At 71.1% G+C, this 20982-nt stretch carries 18 protein-coding genes; 8 read left to right on the top strand and 10 right to left on the bottom strand.

The genetic code is table 11. The features are described 5' to 3' along the window. A complete protein-coding gene (locus VPH61_RS03380) occupies positions 1-1029 on the bottom strand; it encodes an NAD-dependent epimerase/dehydratase family protein (protein ID WP_332062100.1) in 1029 nt (342 codons plus the stop codon). Next, positions 1026-2369, bottom strand: a complete 1344-nt coding sequence (locus tag VPH61_RS03375) for a Gfo/Idh/MocA family protein (protein WP_332062099.1) — start codon at positions 2367-2369, stop codon at positions 1026-1028. Before VPH61_RS03375 ends, VPH61_RS03380 begins: the two co-directional genes overlap by 4 nt. 134 nt (positions 2370-2503) lie before the next feature. Between VPH61_RS03375 and VPH61_RS03370 the strand changes: the two genes are divergently transcribed. Further along, entirely contained in the window at positions 2504-3553 is a 1050-nt protein-coding gene (locus VPH61_RS03370; protein WP_332062098.1) for a LacI family DNA-binding transcriptional regulator, read from the top strand. Positions 3554-3564: 11 nt separating this feature from the next. Here VPH61_RS03370 and VPH61_RS03365 read toward each other — a convergent pair whose 3' ends face one another. The 3 genes from VPH61_RS03365 to VPH61_RS03355 form a co-directional block, all read right to left on the bottom strand. Continuing rightward, complete coding sequence (locus VPH61_RS03365; RefSeq protein ID WP_332062097.1) at positions 3565-5079, bottom strand: MFS transporter; 1515 nt, start codon at positions 5077-5079, stop codon at positions 3565-3567. 5 nt (positions 5080-5084) lie between these two features. Next, positions 5085-5591: a MarR family winged helix-turn-helix transcriptional regulator gene (locus VPH61_RS03360; RefSeq protein ID WP_332062096.1), complete on the bottom strand. Its 507-nt coding sequence runs from the start codon at positions 5589-5591 to the stop codon at positions 5085-5087. 129 nt (positions 5592-5720) lie between these two features. Continuing rightward, positions 5721-9830, bottom strand: coding sequence for an NPCBM/NEW2 domain-containing protein (locus VPH61_RS03355; RefSeq protein WP_332062095.1), 4110 nt, complete (start codon positions 9828-9830; stop codon positions 5721-5723). A gap of 195 nt (positions 9831-10025) precedes the next feature. Here VPH61_RS03355 and VPH61_RS03350 point away from each other — a divergent pair, with 195 nt between their 5' ends. Both VPH61_RS03350 and VPH61_RS03345 read left to right on the top strand, forming a co-directional pair. Next, on the top strand, positions 10026-10874 hold the full coding sequence (locus VPH61_RS03350; protein WP_332062094.1) for an alpha/beta fold hydrolase: 849 nt from the start codon (positions 10026-10028) through the stop codon (positions 10872-10874). Positions 10875-11092: 218 nt separating this feature from the next. Further along, a complete protein-coding gene (locus VPH61_RS03345; RefSeq protein ID WP_332062093.1) occupies positions 11093-12349 on the top strand; it encodes a glycoside hydrolase family 6 protein in 1257 nt (418 codons plus the stop codon). Positions 12350-12365: 16 nt separating this feature from the next. On the opposite strand, the gene VPH61_RS03340 is transcribed toward VPH61_RS03345, so the two are convergent. Next, on the bottom strand, positions 12366-13010 hold the full coding sequence (locus VPH61_RS03340) for a histidine phosphatase family protein (protein ID WP_332062092.1): 645 nt from the start codon (positions 13008-13010) through the stop codon (positions 12366-12368). Between the two features lie 97 nt (positions 13011-13107). On the opposite strand from VPH61_RS03340, the gene VPH61_RS03335 reads away from it, so the two are divergent. The 5 genes from VPH61_RS03335 (at position 13108) to VPH61_RS03315 (ending at position 16909) form a co-directional block, all read left to right on the top strand. After that, positions 13108-13788, top strand: coding sequence for a TetR/AcrR family transcriptional regulator (locus tag VPH61_RS03335; RefSeq protein ID WP_332062091.1), 681 nt, complete (start codon positions 13108-13110; stop codon positions 13786-13788). Then, a complete protein-coding gene (locus tag VPH61_RS03330; RefSeq protein ID WP_332062090.1) occupies positions 13785-14438 on the top strand; it encodes a hypothetical protein in 654 nt (217 codons plus the stop codon). The genes VPH61_RS03335 and VPH61_RS03330 overlap by 4 nt, the downstream gene beginning before the upstream one ends. A gap of 10 nt (positions 14439-14448) precedes the next feature. Next, a complete protein-coding gene (locus VPH61_RS03325) occupies positions 14449-15498 on the top strand; it encodes a lipoate--protein ligase family protein (RefSeq protein ID WP_332062089.1) in 1050 nt (349 codons plus the stop codon). Between the two features lie 56 nt (positions 15499-15554). After that, positions 15555-15890 (top strand): hypothetical protein, encoded by a 336-nt coding sequence (locus VPH61_RS03320; protein WP_332062088.1) that lies wholly within the window; start codon positions 15555-15557, stop codon positions 15888-15890. Between the two features lie 107 nt (positions 15891-15997). After that, complete coding sequence (locus VPH61_RS03315) at positions 15998-16909, top strand: DNA-methyltransferase (RefSeq protein WP_332062087.1); 912 nt, start codon at positions 15998-16000, stop codon at positions 16907-16909. A 14-nt stretch (positions 16910-16923) separates the two neighbouring features. On the opposite strand, the gene idi is transcribed toward VPH61_RS03315, so the two are convergent. The 4 genes from idi to VPH61_RS03295 are packed head-to-tail and all read right to left on the bottom strand — an operon-like array spanning position 16924 to position 20982. Then, positions 16924-17496: an isopentenyl-diphosphate Delta-isomerase gene (gene idi, locus VPH61_RS03310; protein WP_332062086.1), complete on the bottom strand. Its 573-nt coding sequence runs from the start codon at positions 17494-17496 to the stop codon at positions 16924-16926. Beyond that, a complete protein-coding gene (locus VPH61_RS03305) occupies positions 17493-18917 on the bottom strand; it encodes an alkaline phosphatase family protein (RefSeq protein ID WP_332062085.1) in 1425 nt (474 codons plus the stop codon). The genes idi and VPH61_RS03305 overlap by 4 nt, the downstream gene beginning before the upstream one ends. After that, positions 18914-20104 (bottom strand): metabolite traffic protein EboE, encoded by a 1191-nt coding sequence (gene eboE / locus VPH61_RS03300; RefSeq protein ID WP_332062084.1) that lies wholly within the window; start codon positions 20102-20104, stop codon positions 18914-18916. The genes VPH61_RS03305 and eboE overlap by 4 nt, the downstream gene beginning before the upstream one ends. Then, positions 20104-20982: a TatD family hydrolase gene (locus VPH61_RS03295; RefSeq protein ID WP_332062083.1), complete on the bottom strand. Its 879-nt coding sequence runs from the start codon at positions 20980-20982 to the stop codon at positions 20104-20106. The genes eboE and VPH61_RS03295 overlap by 1 nt, the downstream gene beginning before the upstream one ends.

The following is a 20982-nucleotide window of genomic DNA, read 5'->3' as shown; positions in this document are numbered from 1 at the left end:
TCAGGGTCGGATCGGTCGGGGGGCAACGGATGCCGCGGCCGCGGCGGCGACCTCGACGACGGCGCGGCCGGGCGGGGCGAAGGCCTCCGCCGTCGCGAGTCGGTCGCGCCAGTGGCGTTCAGGGCGCCAGCCGAGGAGCCGGCGAGCCTTCGCGTTTGAGAAGGCCGGACTCGTGCCGGTGAGCGCGCGCGCGGCGTCGGCGGTCGCGGGCAGGTATCGCGGCAGCAGGTCGCTGAGCGGCGCGGTCGCGAGCGCGTCGTCGGCACCGACGAGGTAGCTCTCGCCGCTCGGCACGTCGCCGGCCGCGTCGAGCGCTCGCACGACGAAGGCGCCGGCGTCGCGAGCGTCGACGTAGTTGAAGAGGCTCGGCGCGGCGAGCGCCGGATCGGCGAGCCGTTCGTGCACGGTGTGGCCCTGCTGGGTCGGCGCCCCGAGCCATTCCTCGGGTGCGATGACGTAGCACGGACGGAAGGCGGCGAAGTGCACCTCGGGGGCGGCACGGGCGAACATCTGCATCGTCGCCTCGGCGAAGCTCTTCGAGAGCGCATAGGCGTTCCACGGGGCGATCGGGCTCTCCTCGTCGAGCGGCAGCCGCTCGGGCCGCCACTCGGCGGAGATGCCGTAGCCGGCGACGGTGGGGCTCGAGGCCACCAGCACCCGCGCGACCCCGCCCGCCACCGCCGCCCCGATCACGGAGTGGGCGAGCGCCGTGTTCGTCGTGAGGATCGTCTGCTCGGGTGCGCTGAACGGCACCGCGATCGCGGCGAGGTGCACGACCTCGTCGGGGCGGAACCGCTCGACGATGCGCGACGTCTCGGCCGGATCCGACACATCGGCGGCGAGGTGCACGACCCCGGCCCGGTCGGTTGCGGCCCCGTCGGTCGCGACGCCGAGGGTCGTGGCGCCGAGGAGATCAGAGGCGGGCGGCATCCGATCGACCGAGATCACGCGACGGCCGGATGCGCCGAGCGCCTCGACCACGCTGCGGCCGAGGCGGCCGGCGCCGCCGGTGACGAGCACCGTGCTCATCGGGCGGCCTCCGTCGGAACGTCGAGCCCGAGGGAGGCGACCGCGACCGGTGCACCGCTCTCCAGCGAGTCGTTGACGGCGATGCCGATCGAGACGGCACGTACGCCATCGCGCCAATCGGCGGGGCGACCGAGCGGGTCGTCAGCGGAGCCGCGGAACACGTCGGCGAGCATGAGTGCGTCGCCGCCGCCGTGGGCGCCGTTGCCGGCCTCGATCGGCACGTCGCGCGCCGGCTCCCAGTGGCGCTGCAGCACGAGCCGTTCGCCTCGGCGCCTGGCGCTGCCCACGCCGTCGCCGAACTCGTCGGCAACGGCGCTCGGGTCGAGTACGAGCCGGCCGCCGGCGTCGACCAGCACGGCGGCACGCTCGACGACCTCGAGTTCAGCACGGCCCTCGGTGCCGTTGACGGCGACCCGGTAGCCCTCCCATGGCGAGTGGGCGTTGAGCGAGTAGCTGAGCGTCGCCCCGCCCGCGAAGTCGGCGATGACGGCGAGGTTGTCCTCGATCGTGATGCCGGGGTCGAACACGTCTCGGTCGCGCAGATACCCGTCGTGCTGCTCGGCGTCGAGGTAGAGGGCGCGGTGGCGTGGATCGTCGCGCAGGTCGAGCGAGAACGGATCTCGGGGGCCGTCGTTGGTGCCGCGCGACGGCCTCGGCCCGAGGCCTCGGGCACGGGCGTTCTCGTCGCCGTAGAAGCGCAGGCCCCCCGAGGCGAACACGCGCACAGGGTCGTCGTCGAGCCACCAGCCGACGAGGTCGAAGTGGTGGCTCGCCTTGTGCACGGCGAGACCGCCCGAGTTGACCTTCTCGCGGTGCCAGCGGCGGAAGTAGTCGGCGCCGTGCGCGGTGTCGAGCACCCATTCGAACGCGATCGAGGTGACCCGGCCGATCGCGCCCGAGGCGATCAGTCGCTTGAGCGCGGAGTTGCGGGGGGAGTACCGGTAGTTGAACGTGACGGTCACGTTGCGTCCGGTGCGTTCGACGGCCTCGGCGATGGAGCGCACCCCGGCCGCATCGATGGTGAGCGGCTTCTCGACGACGACGTCGGCGCCGGCATCGAGGGCGCGCACGACCAGCTCGGCGTGCGAGTGGTCGGGGCTCGCGATGATCACCCGGTCGAGGCGGTGCCGTGCTATGACGGATTCGAGCGCGTCGGGCGATGCGGTCGCGGGTGAGTCGGCACCGGATGCCGCGACGGCCGCTGCGTAGTGGGCAAGGCGGGCCGGATTGGGATCGAGCAGCGCCACCAGTTCGGCCGAATCGGCGTGCGGACCGAGCATCGCGTCGGTGTACATCTCGACGCGGTGGCCCGTGCCGACCGCGGCGTAGCGGAGTTTCAAATCGACATCCCTTGGGTTAGAAAGCGTTTTCTCACTCTATTGGGAAACGTTTTCTCACGCTAGGATGAGTTTCGGCATCGGATGCGGGTCGAAGAGCGACCGCGGCATCCGAATCTCGCTGAAGGGGGCGGTGCGTGACCGGGTCGACAGACGGGGGCGCTGCCCCTGCAGTGCGCTCACCGCGTGGTGAACGCCGGGGCGGCATCCTCGAGGTTGCGAGGCTCGCCGGGGTCTCGGCATCGACGGTCTCCCGGGTCGTCAACGGCCGCACGGGCGTCGACCCCGTGCTCGCCGAGCGCGTGCGCGACGCCGCGGCAGAGCTCGGATACCGCGCGAGCCCGCTCGCGCGCAGCCTCGTGCTCGGACGAACGCAGACCGTCGCCGTCGTGGTGCCCGACCTCGCCAACCCGTCCTTCCAGGGCATGCTGCACGGCATCACGCGCGCGGCCGCCCACGACGGTTACCGGGTGCTCGTGGCCGACAGTGCCGAAGACGTCGACGACGAGGCGTCCATCGCCCGCGAGACGCGCATGCGGTGCGACGCGGTCATCCTCTGCGCGCCCCGCACGCCGACCGAGACGCTCGCCGAGCTGACGCCGACGCTCGAGCCCGTCGTGCTGGTCAACCGCACGCTGCCGGGCTCGGGGGTGCCGAGTGTGGCCATCGACTACGCCGACGGCATCGAGCGGCTCGCCGCCCATCTCGCAGGGCTCGGGCATCGCCGCATCGCCTACCTCGCCGGAACGAGGGCGAGCGCCTCCGACGCGGTCCGTCGCGACGGACTTGCCCGCTTCGCACTCGCCCACCCAGAGATCTCACTCGTCACGATCGAAGCGGGCGTCGGCCTCGCCGACGGCGAGCAGGCCGCCGACGAGGTGCTCGCGGCCGACGTCAGCGCGGTGCTCGCGTTCAACGACCTCGTCGCGGTCGGGCTGCTGCGGGCGCTCACCGAGCGCGGGGTCGACGTGCCGCGCGACATCTCGATCACGGGCTTCGACGACATCCCGTTCGCGGCGTACACGACCCCGGCGCTCACGACCGCCGAGGTGCCCGTCGAGGCGCTCGGCGCGCTCGCGTGGCAGCGCATGGCCGCGGTGCTCGGCGGCACCCCGCCCGGCGTCGACGAGGTGCTGGTGCCCGAGTTGCGGCTCCGCGGCAGCACCGGTCCGGCTCCCGCCGAATAGTCGTCGAGGAGTCAGGAGCGTGGCTTCGGCAGCCGGATCGGCGAGGTGAGTGCCACCTCTTCCGAGAAGTCGGCGGGCACGAGGCGGTCGTTCGGCACGGTCGGCACGAGCTCGCGCTCGGACCTCCGCTCGCGCTCGGCGTCGCGCTCGGTCGCGCCACCTCGCCCGGCCGCACCCTCGCGATCCCGGCCGAACTCCCGCTCGATCTCGCGCTCGAGCTGGTCGACCCGCAGCGTCGGCACGGCCTGCGTGGTCACGGCGGCGATCGCCGCGGTCGGGGCGTCCGCGAATCGAACGGTCGGTCGCCAGGCGTACCGAGGATGCCGCGCCAGCCGCATTCCCCGTGACACGATGAGCCAGCCGAGGCCGATGAGCGCGGCGAGCATCGCGGCGACGGCCGCGAGCCCGAGCGCCCAGCGCGGGCCCATGCCGTCGGCGACGGCGCCGACGATCGGGGCGCCGATGGGCGTGCCGCCGGCGAGGATCGCCATGTACAGCGCCATGACCCGGCCGCGCAGCTCGGGCTCCGTGGTGGTCTGCACGTAGCCGTTCGCCGTCGTGAGGATCGTCACCGCGCCGAGGCCGATGAGGATCGTCGAGGCCGCGAAGGCCCAGTAGGTGGGCATGAGCGCGGCGGTGAGCGTCGCGAAGCCGAGGAACGCGCAGGCGACGATGACCACGCGGATGCGCGCGCGGTCGCGGCGCGCGGCGAGGAGCGCGCCTGTCAGCGAGCCGATCGCGAGGATCGACGAGAGCAGCCCGTACTCCCCGGCACCGCGACCGAACTCGACCGCCATCGTCGAGGAGAAGATCGGGAAGTTCATACCGAACGCGCCGATGAGGAAGACCATGACGAAGACGACGACGAGGTCGGGGCGCCCCGCCACGTAGCGGAAGCCGGCGACGAACTGCCCGCGGGCGTGGGGGGCCCGCGGCATCCGCTTCAATTGCCTGCCGCGAAGCATCGCGAGCGCGCCGAGCACCGCGAGGAACGTGAAGGCGTTGATGATGAACACCCAGCCGGAGCCGACCAGCACGATCAGGAAGCCCGCGACGGCCGGTCCGATCATGCGAGCGGTGTTGAACGACGCCGAGTTCAGGGCGACCGCGTTCGACATGTCGGAGTTCGAGACGAGGTCGGAGACGAAGGTCTGCCGCGCGGGGTTGTCGATCGCGTTGACGAGTCCGAGGGCGAGCGCGAAGAGGTAGAGGTGCCAGAGTTCGGCGTGGCCGAAGACGAGCAGGATGCCGAGCGCGAGACCGAGCAGCATGAGCAGGGTCTGCGTGACCATGAGGATCTTGCGGCGATCGAACCGGTCGGCGATGAGTCCGGTGATCGGCACGAGCAGCAGCTGCGGCGCGAACTGCAGGGCCATGGTGATGCCGACGGCGAAGGCGTCGTTGTCGGTGAGTTCGGTGAGCACCACCCAGTTCTGGGCGGTGGCCTGCATCCAGGCACCGACGTTGGAGACGAGGGCGCCGATGAACCAGATTCGGTAGTTGCGGTGGGCGAGGGATCGAAACATTGCACTCACTGGTCGGTGAGCCTCCTGAGGATGGTCGTGGCCTCGGCGAGCGTCTCGCGGTCGGCGGGGGTGAGGGCGGCGAATCGCTTGGCGAGCCAGGCGTCACGGCGGCGTCGGGTCTCGAGCACGACACTCTCGCCGGCTTCGGTCGCGGAGACGATGACCTTTCGGCCGTCGTCGGGGGATGCTGTGCGGGTGGCGTAGCCGGCGTCGACGAGGCCGTTCACCGTGCGGTTCATCGACGGCGCGGTCACCCGTTCGAGCTCGGCGAGTCGGCCGATCGTGAGCGGGCCCTCGGTGGAGATCCAGCCGAGGGTCGAGAACTGCGAGCCGCTGAGCTCGGTCTCGGTGCGCTCCTGCCTGAGCCGGCGGGAGAGTCGCATGATCGCGACGCGCAGGTCGGTGCTCTGCTCGGCGAGGCTGCGACGCCGGGCGGATGTCGCGCGGCCGGGTGTTTCAGGGGTCGTTCGGGTCGCTCGTTCGAGTGGGGCGGGGCGCGCGACATCCGTCATATTGCTTAGTGTAACAAATTAGCCTTGCTAATGATTCCAAGCTACGGATGCCGCGGGCCCCACACGACGGATGCCCCGGGCCGCTGGTGGGCGGCCCGGGGCATCCGGTCGTCGTGGTCGCTCGACCCGCTAGCCGCAGCTGCGCGCGTCGTAGGGAGCCTCGACGGTGGTGACAGCACCGTCGGAGGCGCGGGTCGCCGTCACGGTGACCTCACCCGCCGGCAACTCCGTCGTGCGCGTCGTGAACGCGTGCACCGCGTTCTTGCCGGCGGCGACCGAGGCGAACGACTTCTCGCCGTAGGCCGACTGCATCGTCACCGCGACGGGGCCGTCCTCCTCGTTCGTCGCCTTGACGTTCAGGTACGCCTTCGACCCGATGCACCGGGTGGTGGCCGTCGCCGTCACCTCGGGGCCCGCTGCGTCGCACGTGAACCGTGCGTCGCCCCAGATGCCGTGCGCACCGTTGATGCTGCCCGGTGCCTCGACGATCAGGTCGACGTACTGCGCACCGGTCAGGTCGATGTTCACCGACTCGGGCGCGAAGCCCGGCGTGAACGTGCGCGACTGGTAGCGGTTGACGCCGTCGGTGTCGACCTTGAAGATCACGTTGCCGCCGAAGCCCGCCTCGAGCCCCACCTCGGAGGTGAAGGCCGAGCACGCACCGCCGACGAAGTAGGTGATCTTCGACTGGGCGTGCACGCCGAGCCCCTTCTCGTACACGGGCGAGGTGCCCGTCGCGGGGTCGGTGTAGTTGATCTTCAGGGGCAGGTCGGGCGATGACGCCGAGTCCTTGTTCGCGACGTCCTTGCCGATGACGCCCCACCCGTTCGTGGCGCTCAGCCACTCGAGGTCGGAGGCCCAGGCCGAGCCCGCCGGCACCGCCGGCAGGGGCTGGTCGACGACCTGCCAGTCGAAGATCTTCATGCGGCTCTCGTTCGGCAGCACGATCGAGGCGACCTCCTTGCCCGGGTTCAGGCGGATGAGGTTCGAGTACACCTGGTACTTGCCCGTGGGGTACTCGTACACGTCGGGGTTCGTGGCGCTGTTGCGCCCGAGCGACGTGATCGCGACCGTCGAGCCCTGCAGGCCCGAGGCCTGCAGCAGCCAGTTCGGGAAGTAGATGTTCTGCTTCGCGGTCGTGCCGTCGGTGTAGGTGATCGTCAGCTCGGGGTTCACACCGCCGCCCGTCGCCGCCGAGGCGAGCACCGCGAGGTGCGTGCCCTGGCCGGAGAGGGCGATGGTCTGCCCCGCCGGCGTCACCGAGTTCGGCGTGCCGACCGGGGTCGGCCACGTGTACTCGATCGCCGAGTCGCCGGTGCCCACGGTGACGGTGCCGCCGGGTGTCACCCCGGCGGTCTCGAGCGCCGCCTTCGAGAAGGACGCCCCGCCGCCGTCGAAGTTGCCGGCGGTCGCCGTCTCGAGGTCGGTGATCGACACCGCGTTGAACGCGCCCTGCAACGAGCCGTAGGCGACGTAGAGCTGGTTGGCGCCCGACACCTCGACCTGCTGGTTCGACGCCGAGGTGTAGGCCGCCGTCACGCCGACCGTCTGCAGGTCGGCGCCCGATTCGGCGGTCACCTCGAGCACGAACTCGGCGGTGATCGACGCCCCGGGTTCGACGCGGTCGGCCGTGTCGCCGGTGGCCGACACGAGGTTCCAGCCCTCAGGAAGCACGGGCGTGAGCGACACCCCGGTCTTCGCGGCGGAGCCGGTGTTGGTGAACGTCGCGGTCGCCGTCGTCTGCTCACCCTGGAACACGCGGTCGTCGAGAGCGACATCGACGGATGCCGCGGCGGCATCCTGATCGCGGCCGCCCACGGCGCTCGTGCCGGAGAGCACGACCTGCGCCGAGGCATCCGATGCCAGCTCGCCGGTCGCGACCACCACGACGCCGCCGGTGCGGTCGCCGTCGTAGGCCCAGCCGGTGCGGCCCTCGAGCGCGGCGACGTCGTCGACCTGCTCGAGTGCCGTTCCGTCGAGCTCGACGCCGCCCGGCTCGGAGCCGGTGTGCACCTCGAGACGGTAGGCGCGGCTCGCGGCCTTGCCGTCGTACGCACCCTCGCGCTCGCCGAGGGTGAGGGTCACGTCGCCCTCCTCGGCGGCCGCCGGAGCGGTCACCTCGATGAGCTGGCGGCTCGCCTCGCCGGTGGCGTGCGAGCGGGTGACCTTGTCGTCCTCGTAGAGCGTGAACGAGGAGTCGCCCTGCGGGTACGCCGTCACGGTGATTGCCGAGTCCTCGGGCACGAGCGAGGCGTTGCGGGCGGTGATGCCCTGCGGCACCACGGCACCGGCACGCACGAAGATCGGCAGCGTGTCGAGCGGGGCCGAGTAGCCGTTGACGACCTTGCCGCCCTCGTGCACCGTGCCGGTCCAGTAGTCGACCCAGCGGTCGCCGGCCGGCAGGTAGATACCGTTGCGCACGTCGGAGTCGGTGAACACGGGTGCCACGAGGTAGTCCTCGCCGAGCAGGAACTCGTTGTTCGCCTCGACGCTGTAGGCGCCGGGGTCGTTCGGGTACTCGAGGGCGATCGAGCGCATCATCGAGACGCCCGTGCGGTGCGACTCCTCGGCGAGCGTGTAGATGTAGGGCATCAGGCGCTGGCGGAGCTGCAGGTAGTCGCGGTTGATGTCGGTGGCCTCGTCGCCGTAGAGCCAGGGCCGCTTGTCGGTCTGGGCCCAGCCGCTCATGGAGTAGAGCGCGGGCGCGAAGGCCTTCCACTGCAGGTCGCGCACGTAGCTCTCCGCCGAGCCGCCGAAGATGCCGTCGACGTCACCCGTCGTGAAGGCGAGGCCCGAGTTGCCGGCGCCGGTGAGCGCCGAGACCTGCCAGCGCACGGCGTCGAGGTTGCCCGAGTGGTCGCCGGTCCACTGCATGCCGCAGCGCTGGGATCCGGCCCAGCCCTCGACCATGAGGGAGGTGCCGCGGGCGTCGGAGTACTGCTCGATGCCGCCGTGCGCCGCCTCGCAGCCGGTGAGTGCCTGGCGGTAGCCCTGGCCGACCCAGGCGACGTCGAGCTTGCGCAGGCGCACGCCGGCCTCGCCGACCTCGAACTCCTGGTTGGTGAGCGAGCGCTGGGTCCAGAGGCCGACCTTCAGGCCCGTCTCGGCCTCGATGGCGTCGACGGTCGCGGGCAGCTCGGTGTACTCGCAGCCGTAGCCGTCGTTGACGAGCATCCAGCCGCCCGGCATGTCGTTCGTGACGAAGTCCTTGGCGAAGTTCAGCGCCTGCGGGGTCTGCAGCTTGGTGGGGTCCTTGAACGCCGTGTAGGTCGAGTTGCCGCGGTTGTAGCAGTCGGCGTCGCCGTACTCGAGGCCGTAGACCGGTGGCATCATCGGGCGGCCCGTGAGCTGGGTGTACGAGTCGAGCGACTGCTTGTAGTCGCCGACGAAGTAATAGGCGTCGAAGCGCTTCTCCTCGTGCGTCGTCGTGTGCGCCGCGAAGTCGTAGCTGCCGCGGGCGAAGGTGTTGCGGAGCACGCCGTAGCCGTTGGACGACATGTAGTACGGGACCGCGTTCGGGTAACCGTCGTCGTCCCAGTCGAAGTTCTTCGCGATGTTGACGGTGGCCCCGGTGTGCACCGAGCGGCCGTTCTGCATGCCACCGCCGATGAACTGCTCGCCCTCGATCGGGGCGAGGTGCTGCGTGGCGCTCGAGGCGCCGAAGGTGATCGGCGCCGACTCCGCCCAGAGGACGGAGCCGTCGGCGCGGGTCGCGGTCGATGCACCGGTGGCGCGGTCGATGACGAGTGAGACGGCGCTCGTGGCGATGGTGATCGTGTCGCCGTCGGTGACGGTGACGTCGGCACCGTCGAAGCTCTCGGTGCCGACGACGATGTTCGCCGTGCGCGCCGGGTCGTTCTGGGGGGTGTTCGCGGGGTCGGTGAAGGTGCCGCTCGGGTCGGCCTCGAGGCGGAAGGTCGTTGCGTCGAGGAAGGAGACCCGCATCGCCCCGCCCGCGGCGGTGAGCGTGACGCTCGCGCCGTCCTGCTGCACGGCGCTGATCGCGCCGAGCGGGGTGCCCGCGGCGTCGACCGCCACCTCGGGGGTCACGGGCTTCGGGGTGATCGGGGTGGTCGCCGCGGTGGCGCCGGCTGCGGTCGCCGCCGGCGCTGCCGGGGGCTCAGGTGCGGCGAAGGCGGGCGAGACTCCCGTCGTCGCCAGCACGGCGATGGCTGCTGCCGCGACGATCGACGAGGCGTGATGGCCCCGTCGTGCGCGGCTCGTGCGTTCGGGGGTCATCAGTGCTCGCTTTCACCATTGATTGCAATTGACGTGAAGAAGGGCCAAACGCTCATATCAGATCACTTCGACGTCACCGGGGTCAAGGGTTTGGGGACACGAATCGGTGATTTGCTCGATGGCTCTGCGGCGCGGGCAGCGGATGCCTCGGCGGTGAGCGGCCCGCGGCGGCCCTGCGCCTGCCACAATGACGACATGCCCACGTTCAGCGATGCCTACGGGGTCCGCATCCACTACGAGTCGTGGCGGGTGCCCGATGCGACCGCGGTGATCCAGTTCGCGCACGGCATCGGCGAGCACATCGGCCGGTACACCGAGCTCGTCGAGGCCTTGAACGCGGCCGGTTACTCGGTCTGGGCCGACGACCATCGGGGCCACGGTCAGACCGGCTTCGAGCAGCACGGCGGCGACCTCACGCGAATGGGCCGTCCCGGACCGGGCGGCATGCGTGCGGCCATCGCCGGCGTCGAACGATTCGGCGAGGTCATCCGTGAGACCGAGGGCGACGGCGTGCCGCTTGTGATCGTCGGGCACTCGTGGGGGTCGTTCATGACCCAGCACGTCGTGAACCGGCATCCGCACCGGTACGACGCCGTCGTGCTCACCGGCAGCGCCTGGCTGCAACTGGGCTTCACCAATATCGGCAATCTCAACAAGCGATTCGCGCGGCCGGGCGGCACGCCGGTCGAGTGGCTGAGTCGTGACCCGCGGGTCGCCCTCGACTTCATGGCCGATCCGTACACGACCGATCGCACGATGCAGCAGTTGTTCGGCTGGCCGCAGTCGTTCTCGCTCATCACCCGGCCGTCGAAGCAGATCCCGAGCGAGCTGCCACTGCTCGTCATGGTCGGTTCGGACGATCCGGTCGCCGGCGAGCGCAGCGCCATCGCGCTCCTGCGCGACTACGTGCGACGTGCCCACCTGGTCGATGCGCAGCTCATCGTCTACGAGGGCGCCAGGCACGAGGTGTTCAACGAGACGAACCGCGCCGAGGTGCGCGCCGATCTCATCGGGTGGCTCGACGAGCGGTTCGCGACCGACTGAGCGGTTCGCGACCGACTGAACTGCGCTGAACGCGCGTCCGCGAAAGGTTGACACACGGCCGGCCGCCATGCATCCTTGCCGATGAGAGCGCTCTCACGCCCAGGTTTCCCGATCTGGATCCGGCGCCTCGCCACTCGTCGACACGTCGATCCGGTCACCCGGTCGACGCAGATCTGGAGGAACCGATGTCGCTTCCCTCTTCACCTCGCGGCCGCAGCATGGCCGTGGGCACCGCGCTCGTGGTCGCCGCGCTGACCGGCGCCGGTGCGGCCACCGCCGCGATCGCCGACCCGGGCCACGTCCCTGCGCCGCCGCCCGGCCACGCGATCGAGCAGGTGCTCGCACCGGGCGTTCCGCTCTGGACCAACGCCGACAGCACGACCATCGAGGCGGCCGCGTCGCTCGACGGGCAGGCCCGCGCCGATGCGCTCCTGCTCGGCTCCTATGCGAGCGCCGACTGGATCAACGGCGGCACGCCGAACGAGGCCAAGCGAGACGTCTCCCGCATCGTCACCGCGGCGCACGCGGCGGGCGAGGTGCCCGTGCTCGTCGCCTACAACGTGCCGTTCCGCGACTGCGCGCAGTACTCCGCGGGCGGCGCCACGAGTCTCGCCGAATACGAGGCCTGGATCGACGGCGTCGCGAAGGGCATCGGCAACAAGCGTGCGGTCGTGATCCTCGAGCCCGACGGGCTCGGCATCATCCCGTGGTACACCTCCAATCAGGGGGTGAGCGAGTGGTGCCAGCCCGCCGAGGCCGACGCGGCCACCGCGGCATCCGAACGCTTCGCGATGCTGAATCACGCCGTCGACGCGCTCGCCGCCCTGCCGAGCACCGCCGTCTACCTCGACGGCACGCACAGCGGCTGGCTGGGCGTCGGCGACATCACCGACCGACTCCTGAAGGCGGGCGTCGAGCGCGCCGACGGCTACTTCCTGAACGCCTCGAACTACGTCGAGACCGAGCGGCTCGTGAAATACGGCAGCTGGATCTCGGACTGCATCCTGCTCGAGACCGAGGTCGACTGGTGGGATGCCGGCTGGTGCGCGAGCCAGTACTACCCCGCGAACCCCGCCGACTTCTCGACGTGGCACCTGACCGACGAGAAGTACGACGCCGACCTCGCAGGCGCGGGTCTCACCCGTGACCCGGCCACGCAGTCGCACTTCGTGATCGACACGAGCCGCAACGGCCAGGGTCCGTGGACGGCGCCGGCCGGCTGGCCCGGCGATGCCGAGGTGTGGTGCAACCCGCCCGAGCGCGGCGCCGGCGCCCGCCCGACGACCGAGACGGGCGAGGCCCTCGTCGACGCGTACCTCTGGATCAAGGTGCCCGGCGAGTCCGACGGCAAGTGCTTCCGCGGCACCGCAGGCCCGCTCGATCCGATCCGCGGCATCGAGGACCCGGCGGCGGGGCAGTGGTTCCCCGAGCAGGCACGAGAACTCGTGCAGTTCGCGGTGCCGTCGTTCGACTGACTCCGCGGGGCGCGCCTCAGATCGCGGCGCGCCCCGGCGGTACGTCGAAGCCGAGCAGCCGGATGCGCGGGTGGCTCGTGAGCTCCGACTCCGTCGCCCAGGGGTAGACGATCGTCGTGATGTTGCAGTTGCCGAGCACGGGCAGCAGGTCGCGATACCCGTCGGGGTCCATGCCCGCGAGCTCGCAGAACAGCAGCCTGATGAGCGTCGCGTGCCCGACGACCAGCACGCGGCCCTCGGGGAACTCCTCGACGAGCTCGTCGAAGACCGGCAGCGCCCGGGCGATGCCGTCATGGCCGCGCTCGCCTCCCGGCAGCGGGTTCGACGCGGGCGCGCGGCAGAACGCGGCCCATTCGTCGGGGAAGCGCTCGGCGAGCTCGTCGGGGGTGAGCCCCTCGCCCCGGCCGAAGTCGATCTCGACGAGGCGGTCGTCGATGCGCAGGGCGAGGCCCGTCGTCTCGACGGATGGCGCTGCCGATCGTCGCGCGCGGCTGAGCGGCGAGGCGACGATCGCGTCGAGCCGTGCGTCGACCGCCCAGGCGCCGAGTGCGGCGGCCTGTCCGAGCCCGTGGCGCGTGAGCGGCACATCCGAGTTGCCCGCATATCGGTGGTCGGCGTGCCACGTCGTCTCGCCGTGGCGTGCCAGGTAGAACGTCGTCATGTCGCCAGCGTACGCACGACGCCGCGGGGTTGAGGGGAGATGGGGCGAACATCTCGAATCGGGTGGCGGAATGCGCGCGATGCGCTAAGTTTTGAACATGTTCGAAAATGAGGCGGATGCCTCGCGCACGAAGTCCGAACGCACGCGGGCGCTCATCCGCGACACGGCCCTCGCCTCGTTCCGCGAACGCGGCTACGACGAGACGACCGTGCGGCTCATCGCGCAGGAGGCCGACATCTCGCTCGGAAACGCGTACTACTACTTCCCGACGAAGAACCACCTCGTGCAAGAGCTCTACGTCGAGGTGCAGCGCGAACACCGTTCGGTCGCGACGCCGCTGCTCGAGACATCCGACGAGCTCATCGAACGGCTGGGCATCGTCTACCGGTCGGGCCTCGCGACGCTCGAGCCGTTCCACGCCTTCGCCCCGGGCTTCCTGTCGGCCGCGGTGTCGCCGCGTTCGCCCATCAACCCCCTCGGCGACGACTCGACCGAGGCTCGCGAACTCGCCGTCGGGCTCTTCCGTGACGCAGTGGGCGGGGCACGCCACTCTGTGCCCGACGACCTCGCCCGCTCGCTGCCCGAGGTGTTCTGGCTCGGCTACCTGCTGTTGGCCCTCTTCTGGGTCTACGACTCGTCGCCCGGGCGCGAGCGCACGCTGCGACTCCTCGACCGCGGGCTCAAGCTGCTCGGCATCGCTCTGCCGCTCGCCAGGCTGCCACTGCTGCGCAAGCCATTGCGCGAGCTCGTCGAACTGATCGGCGAGGTGCGGGCATGAGTGAGGAATCCGAGCCGGTCGCTGCCGTCGGTGCGTCCGGGCCGACCGGTGCACCCGACGGTGCCGACGGCCCGGATCCGCGCGATCTCCGCCTCGCCTCGCGTTACGGCATGCTCCTGCGCACGCCCGAACTGCCGATGGCGTTCAGCTTCACCGAGTTCGCCCGCGGCGCGGGTCTCGCGTGGCTCGGCTTCCAAGCCCTCTTCTCGTTGGGTTATGCGTCGACGGGCGTGGCAATTGCCTTCGCCTCTCTCGCCCAGCCCGATCGGTTCTCGTCGTTCGAGTCGGCGGTCGGCTACGTGCCTGTCATGCTCCTCTTCTCGTTCGGCTACGCGATGCCGTGGTCGATCGGGGCGCTCGTGCTCGTCGGCGGTCCAGCTGCATGGCTGCTCGGCCGTTCGCTGCGCCGAGTGCGCGCGATGCGGTGGCATCTCGTCGCCTTCGCCGTGCTCGGGCTCGTCGTGGGCCTCGCAACGAGCGTGATCGCAATCGCGACCATGCAATTCCCTGGCTCGCAGGGGTCGATCTTCGCGCTCATCGCGGCGCCCGCCACGACAGTCGCCGTCGCGTTCGGCTGGTGGCGCACCGCGTCGTGGGCGCTTCGCGACGATGTCGGATTCCGGACGCCGTTCGTCGCGCGGCATCCGTAGGCTGTACCGCATGCACGGTGAATACAAGGTGCCCGGTGGCAAGCTCGTGGTCGTCGATTTCGAGGTGCGCGACGGGGTGATCGTGAACCCGCGCGTCGCGGGCGACTTCTTCCTCGAACCCGACGAGGCGCTGGGCGACATCGACGCCGCGCTCACCGGCCTCTCCGCGGCATCCGATGCCAAGCAGATCGCCGCGGCGATCACGGCCGGCCTCCGCGCCGACGCGGTGATGCTCGGCTTCTCGCCCGAGGCGATCGCGGTGGCCGTGCGCCGGGCGATGACGGACGCCACGAGTTGGGCCGACTACGAGTGGGAGATCGTGCACGACGCGGCCGTGCCGCCGCGCACGCATCTCGCGCTCGACGAGGTGCTCGCGACCCGAGTCGGGGAGGGCCATCGCAAGCCCACCCTGCGCTTCTGGGAGTGGGACGAGTCGGCGGTCGTCATCGGCAGCTTCCAGTCGGTGAAGAACGAGGTCGACCCCGAAGGTGCGGAGAAGCACGGCTTCGAGGTCGTGCGCCGCATCTCGGGGGGCGGCGCGATGATGATGGAGCGCGGCAACGTCGTGACCTACTCGCTCTACGTGCCGGGCGAGCTCGTGCAGGGCATGAGCTTCGCCGACTCCTACGCGTACCTCGACGACTGGGTGCTGCAGGGGTTGCGCGCGATCGGCATCGAGGCCACGTACCAGCCGCTCAACGACATCGCGAGCCCGCTCGGCAAGATCGGCGGTGCGGCGCAGAAGCGGCTCGGCTCTGGCGGCGTGCTGCACCACGTCACGATGGCGTACGACCTCGACAACGAGAAGATGCTCGAGGTGCTGCGCATCGGCCGCGAGAAGATCAGCGACAAGGGCATCGCGTCGGCGGCCAAGCGCGTCGACCCCCTGCGCTCGCAGACCGGCCTGTCGCGGGCGGCGATCATCGAGAGCCTGAAGCAGACGTTCGCGACGCTCACTGGTGCCACGCCCGGCACGGTGTCGGCCGACGAGCTCGCCGAGGCCGAGGCGCTCGTGGAGTCCAAGTTCTCGACGCGCGACTGGCTCTACCGCGTGCCCTGACGCGCGCTGTGAACCGCGCGCGAGGAAGACTCAGCGATCACCGTTAGAATCGCCGGGTGGAACCGTGGATCTGGCTCGGCATCGCCGCGCTCGTCGTCGCCTTCGTGGTGATCGCCGTGCGGCGCGGCTGGATCGACCTCTCCGACAAGACGAAGCGCGGCGGCGGTGGCGGCGGCGTCATGATGATCGGCGACGAGGTCTTCGCCCCGCGCAAGCACGAGGCGCAGGTCGAGCTCGACCGGCAGAGCCGGCTGCCGGTTCCGGCGCCGATTCCGGGTGACGGCGACAAGGGCATCGCGTTCGACGACGACGGCACGGATGCCTCGCGGCCCGAGCCCGCGGGCGCCGATCGCTTCCGCGGCACGATCCGCCTCGACGTCGACCGCGACTGAGTTTCCGCTCGCCGGTCGAGGAGGCGCGCGAGCGCCGTCTCGAACCCTGCCCTGCGCGCAGCGGGCGCTCCTCAACCCGCGAAGCTCTCAGCTGACAGACTGAGGGGGTGAGCTCCGACGAACCCGACCGCATCATCCATGCGGACAACCTCGCCGTGCTGCCGACCTTCCCCGATGGCCGCTTCACGCTCATCTACCTCGACCCGCCGTTCAACACCGGGCGGGCGCAGTCGCGGCAGGCCACCCGCCACGTGCGCATCACGGAGTCATCGACGGATGACGCGACGCCCGAACCAGGTTCCGTGGGCGCTGTCGGAACCATCACGGGCTTCGCCGGCAAGCGCTATGAACGCATCCGCGGCGACCTGCTGCGCTATGACGACCGCTTCGACGACTACTGGGGCTTTCTCGAGCCGCGGCTCATCGAGGCGTGGAGGCTGCTCGCCGACGACGGCACGCTCTACCTGCACCTCGACTACCGCGAGGCGCACTACGCGAAGGTGCTGCTCGACGCCCTCTTCGGCCGCGAGTCGTTCCTCAACGAGCTCATCTGGGCCTACGACTACGGCGCGAAGGCGAAGCGCAAGTGGCCGACGAAGCACGACACGATCCTCGTCTACGTGAAGAACCCGTCGGCGTACTGGTTCGACTCGACCGCGGTCGACCGTGAGCCGTACATGGCGCCCGGGCTCGTGACGCCCGAGAAGGCCGAGCTCGGCAAGCTGCCGACCGACGTGTGGTGGCACACGATCGTCTCGCCGACCGGGCGTGAGAAGACGGGCTACCCGACGCAGAAACCCGAGGGCATCCTCCGCCGCATCGTGCAGGCGTCGACCCGCGAGGGCGACTGGGTGCTCGACTTCTTCGCCGGCTCCGGCACGACCGGCGCGGTCGCGGCGACGCTCGGCCGGCGCTTCGTGCTCGTCGACGAGAACCCCGAGGCGATCGCCGTCATGAGGGGCCGGTTCACGGATGTCGCGGGCGTCGTGTTCGAGTCGGGCGTCACTTCGCCCGCCTGAATGGCCACGATCGTTCAGTGCCCGGGCAGGATGCCCGCCGCGACGAGTTCGCGTGCCTGCAGCACGCTCCACGGGCTGACGAGGAACGGCGTCTCGACCGTCATGCGGGCGAACGCGGCCGGGTCCACCCACTGCCAGTCCATCACCTCGTCGGGATCGGGCACTGGGTCGCCGGCCAGTTCGGCCACGTAGACGGGGCAGACCTCGTTCTCGACGATGCCGTCGGCCGCGATCGCCCGGTAGCGAAAGCCCGGCAGGGCGAGCCGCAGCGACGTGGGCTCGATGCCGAGTTCGGTCGCGAGCCGGCGCCGCACGGCCTGCTCGATCGGCTCGCCTGGAGCCGGGTGGCCGCAGGCCGTGTTGGTCCAGACCCCGGGCCACGTGCGCTTGCCGAGCGAACGGCGGGTCAGCAGCATCCGCCCGCTCGCATCGAAGCCGTAGCACGAGAAGGCGAGGTGCAGCGGGGTGTCGGCGGTGTGCACCTCGGCCTTGTCCATCGTGCCGATCGGCGTGCCGTCGGGGTCGAGCAGCACGACCTGCTCGGCGACGCCCGCGACGCCGACCCCCGCGGCCCCGCCGACGCTCATGGCGCCACCGCCGACGCCGGCACGCCCGGCGCGGGCACACCCGACGCCTGCAGCACGAGGTCGCGCACGCGCGCGGCCGGCACGAGGTCGTCGGCGGACCGTGCACCCCAGAACGGCAGGCTCGCGTCGGAGCAGAGCAGCAGTGGGGTGTCGGCGGCGCTCTCGGGGAAGCGCCCGTGCGTGCCGCGCACCCACGAAGGGTCGAGCGGCACGACGTTCATCGCGTACCGCAGGCCGAGCTTCTTGCGCACGAGCCCGAGGCCGGCCTTCGCCTTCGCGAGCCGGTCGGCCGGGTCGAAGAAGAGCTCGGCGGGGTCGTAGCCGGGCTTGCGGTGGATGTCGACGCCGCGCGCGAACTCTGGCGCCCGATCGTCGTCGAGCCAGTAGTAGTACGTGAACCACGCGCCGGGCTCGGCGACCACGACGAGCTCGCCCGAGCGCTCGTGGTCGAGGCCGTGGCGTGCCTGCGCTTCGCGGTCGAGCACCTCGTCGACGCCGGGCAGCGCCTCGAGCAACTCGCGCACGCGGCGCAGGTCGGCGTCGTCGGCGACGTAGACGTGCGCCACCTGGTGGTCGGCGACGGCGAAGGCGCGCGACGTCCACGGGTCGAGCTGTTCGCGGCCGTCTTGCACGTAGACCTCGAGCAGTCCCTCGCGTCGGAGGGCGCGGTTGATATCGACCGGATGATTCGCCTCGGCGATGCCGTACTCGGCGACGGCGATCACCGTGGCGCCCGCCGCGGCCGCATCGTCGAGCAGGGGCGCGAGCGCCGCGTCGAGTTCGGCCGCGGCGGCGTCGGCCTCGGGCCCGTCGGGACCGAAGCGCTGCAGGTCGTAGTCGAGGTGCGGCAGGTAGGCCATGACGAGGTCGGAGCGCTGCTCGCGCATGATCTTGCGCGTCGCCTCGACGATCCACCGCGTCGAGGCGATGGTGGCGGTCGGACCCCAGTACTGGAAGAGCGGGAACTCGCCGAGCGCGCCGACGAGGTCGTCGTGCAGCGCCGGCGGTCGCACGTAGGCGTCGGGCGACTTGCGACCGTCGGCGTGGTAGATCGGGCGTGGGGTCACCGTGATGTCGGTCGTCGCGCCCATCGCGTACCACCAGCCGACGTTCGCGGCCGTGAATCCGGGCTTCGCCCTGCGCGCGGTCTCCCAGACCTTCTCGCCCTGCACGAGCTTGTTGTGCTGGCGCCACAGGTGCACCTCGCCCTGGTCGCGGAAGTACCAGCCGTTGCCGACGATGCCGTGCTGGGCCGGCGCGAGGCCGGTGAGCATCGTCGACTGCACGCTGCACGTCACGGCGGGCAGCACGGTGCCGAGGCGGGTCTGGGCGCCCGAGGCGGCCATGGCGCGGAGCCGAGGCATGTGCGAGAGGGCGCGGGGCGTCAGGCCGACGACGTCGAGCAGCAGAACGGATGTCACGAGGCCACCTCCGAGAGCGGGCGAGCGGTGAGCTCGGTACTGGCCGGCGCGGCCGAGGGCGAGGCGGCGAGCGAGGCGCCGAGCAATTCGTCGGCCGCCCAGCGCACCTCGGCGGCGATGCCCGCGACGAGGTCGTCGACACCGCCGGGCAGCACACTCCACGTGTACGTCTCGACGTCGAGGTGCGCCTCGTCGCCGTGGGGGATACCGCGGACGGCCGCGACCGCGGCGCGCAGCACCTCGGTCGTCGCCGAGATCGGCGCGCTCGGCGCGAGGTGCAGCGGCACGTGGAAGTGCACGCGCCACGGGCCATCGGCCGGCAGTTCGGCGAGTGCGTCGGGCAGGTCGTCGACGGCGAGCACCGTGCCGTCGGCGGAGAGCTCGCGGGTCTGGTGCAGGTAGCGCTGCTCGACGAAGGCCGCGACGGCCTCGCGGTTCGCCGGATCGCCGGGGTGCTCGACGTGCAGTGCGGCCGAGGCCTGCACCTTCACGACGCGAAGGCCCGCGTCGGCGATCTGCCGCACGGCGGCCACCGGGTCGGCGAACGAGACGGCCAGGTGGCAGGTGTCGAGGCAGATGCCGATGAACTCCGGGTCGATGCCCTCGGCCACCCGCGGCTCGAGCCAGCGCACCACGTCGTCGACCGTGTCGAGCGTGCAGCCCGGCTCGGGTTCGATCGCGAGCCGGATCGTGCGGCCCGTCTCCTCGCGCAACGCGCGCAGCTCGCGCGAGACCCGGGCGAGCGCCTCGGTCGCCCGCGCGTCATCGGCGGCGGTCCACAGGTCGCGCCAGCCGAGCGGCAGCGTCGAGATGCTGCCGGATGCCCCGGCGGGCAGCAGCTCGGCGAGCACGCGTGCGCAGTCGAGCGTAAAGGCGGCGCGGCGCGGGTCGGTCCAGTCGGGCCGGTACACGTCGAGCTTCACGACGTCGGCGTGGAACGCGCTGTAGGGGAACGCGTTGATCGTGCGGAGCTCGAGCCCGTTCGCATCGAGCCGCTCGCGCAGCCGCTCGCGATCGGCCTCGCTCGACGCGAGCCGCAGGGCCAGCTCGGCGGGCAGCCAGAGGCCGACGCCCAGACGGTCGAGGCCGGCCCGCTCGCGCACCGGGCCCGCGAAGGCGTCGAGCTGCTCGAGCACGCCCTCGAGGTCTTCGGCCGGGTGCACGTTGGTGCAGTACGAGAGCTCCATCAGGCCCTCGCCCCGCGCAGCACGGAGTTGCCCTCGAACGTCGCGCCCGAGACATCCGCTGCCGTGTCGTCGAACCCCGGCACGGGCTCGAGGTGCAGCCGCCCGCTCTGGCCGTAGAACGCGACCGGGTTCTGCCACAGCACGACGTCGACGTCGTCGTCGGTGAAGCCGGCGTCGAGCATGGCCTGCCCGGTCTTGCGGGTCTTCAGCGGGTCGGAGTTGCCCCAGTCGGCCGCCGAGTTCACGAGCACCCGCTCGGTGCCGTGCTCGCGCAGGATCGCGACCATGCGCGCCTCGTCCATCTTCGTGTCGGGGTAGATCGAGAAGCCCATCCAGCAGCCGCTGTCGGCGACGGCCGCGACCGTCGTCTCGTTGAGGTGGTCGACGACGACCATCCCCGGCGCGATGCCGGCGTCGCGGATCACGTCGAGGGTGCGCAGCGTGCCGGCCGCCTTGTCGCGGTGCGGCGTGTGCACCATCGCGGGCAGCTCGAACTCGCGGGCGAGCGCGAGCTGGGCGACGAAGACCTCGTCCTCCTCGGCGGTCATCGAGTCGTAGCCGAGCTCGCCGACGGCGACGACGCCGTCTTTCGCGAGGTAGCGCGGCAGCACTTCGAGCACCTCGCGGCAGCGCGGGTCGTTCGCCTCCTTCGGGTTCAGGCCGATCGTGGCGTGATGGCGGATGCCGTACTGCGCCGCGCGGAACCGCTCCCAGCCGATGAGCCCGTCGAAGTAGTCGACGAAGCTGCCGATGTTCGTGCGGGGCTGCCCGAGCCAGAACGCGGGTTCGACGACGGCGCGCACGCCGGCTTCGTACATGGCCGCGTAGTCGTTCGTGGTTCGTGCGCTCATGTGGATGTGCGGGTCGAAGATGCGCAT

Source organism: Agromyces sp. CCNWLW203, from assembly GCF_036576125.1.
Lineage (GTDB): Bacteria > Actinomycetota > Actinomycetes > Actinomycetales > Microbacteriaceae > Agromyces.
Note: the sequence above shows the minus strand (reverse complement) of the source record. Positions and strands in the feature narration are given on the sequence as shown.

Excerpts from the sequence above, each read along its gene's own strand:
- VPH61_RS03380 (WP_332062100.1), bottom strand. The coding sequence starts at position 1,029 with ATGAGCACGGTGCTCGTCACCGGCGGCGCCGGCCGCCTCGGCCGCAGC.
- VPH61_RS03365 (WP_332062097.1), bottom strand. The coding sequence starts at position 5,079 with ATGTTTCGATCCCTCGCCCACCGCAACTACCGAATCTGGTTCATCGGC.
- VPH61_RS03360 (WP_332062096.1), bottom strand. The coding sequence starts at position 5,591 with ATGACGGATGTCGCGCGCCCCGCCCCACTCGAACGAGCGACCCGAACG.
- VPH61_RS03355 (WP_332062095.1), bottom strand. The coding sequence starts at position 9,830 with ATGACCCCCGAACGCACGAGCCGCGCACGACGGGGCCATCACGCCTCG.
- VPH61_RS03350 (WP_332062094.1), top strand. The coding sequence starts at position 10,026 with ATGCCCACGTTCAGCGATGCCTACGGGGTCCGCATCCACTACGAGTCG.
- VPH61_RS03345 (WP_332062093.1), top strand. The coding sequence starts at position 11,093 with ATGGCCGTGGGCACCGCGCTCGTGGTCGCCGCGCTGACCGGCGCCGGT.
- VPH61_RS03340 (WP_332062092.1), bottom strand. The coding sequence starts at position 13,010 with ATGACGACGTTCTACCTGGCACGCCACGGCGAGACGACGTGGCACGCC.
- VPH61_RS03335 (WP_332062091.1), top strand. The coding sequence starts at position 13,108 with ATGTTCGAAAATGAGGCGGATGCCTCGCGCACGAAGTCCGAACGCACG.
- VPH61_RS03330 (WP_332062090.1), top strand. The coding sequence starts at position 13,785 with ATGAGTGAGGAATCCGAGCCGGTCGCTGCCGTCGGTGCGTCCGGGCCG.
- VPH61_RS03325 (WP_332062089.1), top strand. The coding sequence starts at position 14,449 with ATGCACGGTGAATACAAGGTGCCCGGTGGCAAGCTCGTGGTCGTCGAT.
- idi (WP_332062086.1), bottom strand. The coding sequence starts at position 17,496 with ATGAGCGTCGGCGGGGCCGCGGGGGTCGGCGTCGCGGGCGTCGCCGAG.
- eboE (WP_332062084.1), bottom strand. The coding sequence starts at position 20,104 with ATGGAGCTCTCGTACTGCACCAACGTGCACCCGGCCGAAGACCTCGAG.
- VPH61_RS03295 (WP_332062083.1), bottom strand. The coding sequence starts at position 20,982 with ATGCGCATCTTCGACCCGCACATCCACATGAGCGCACGAACCACGAAC.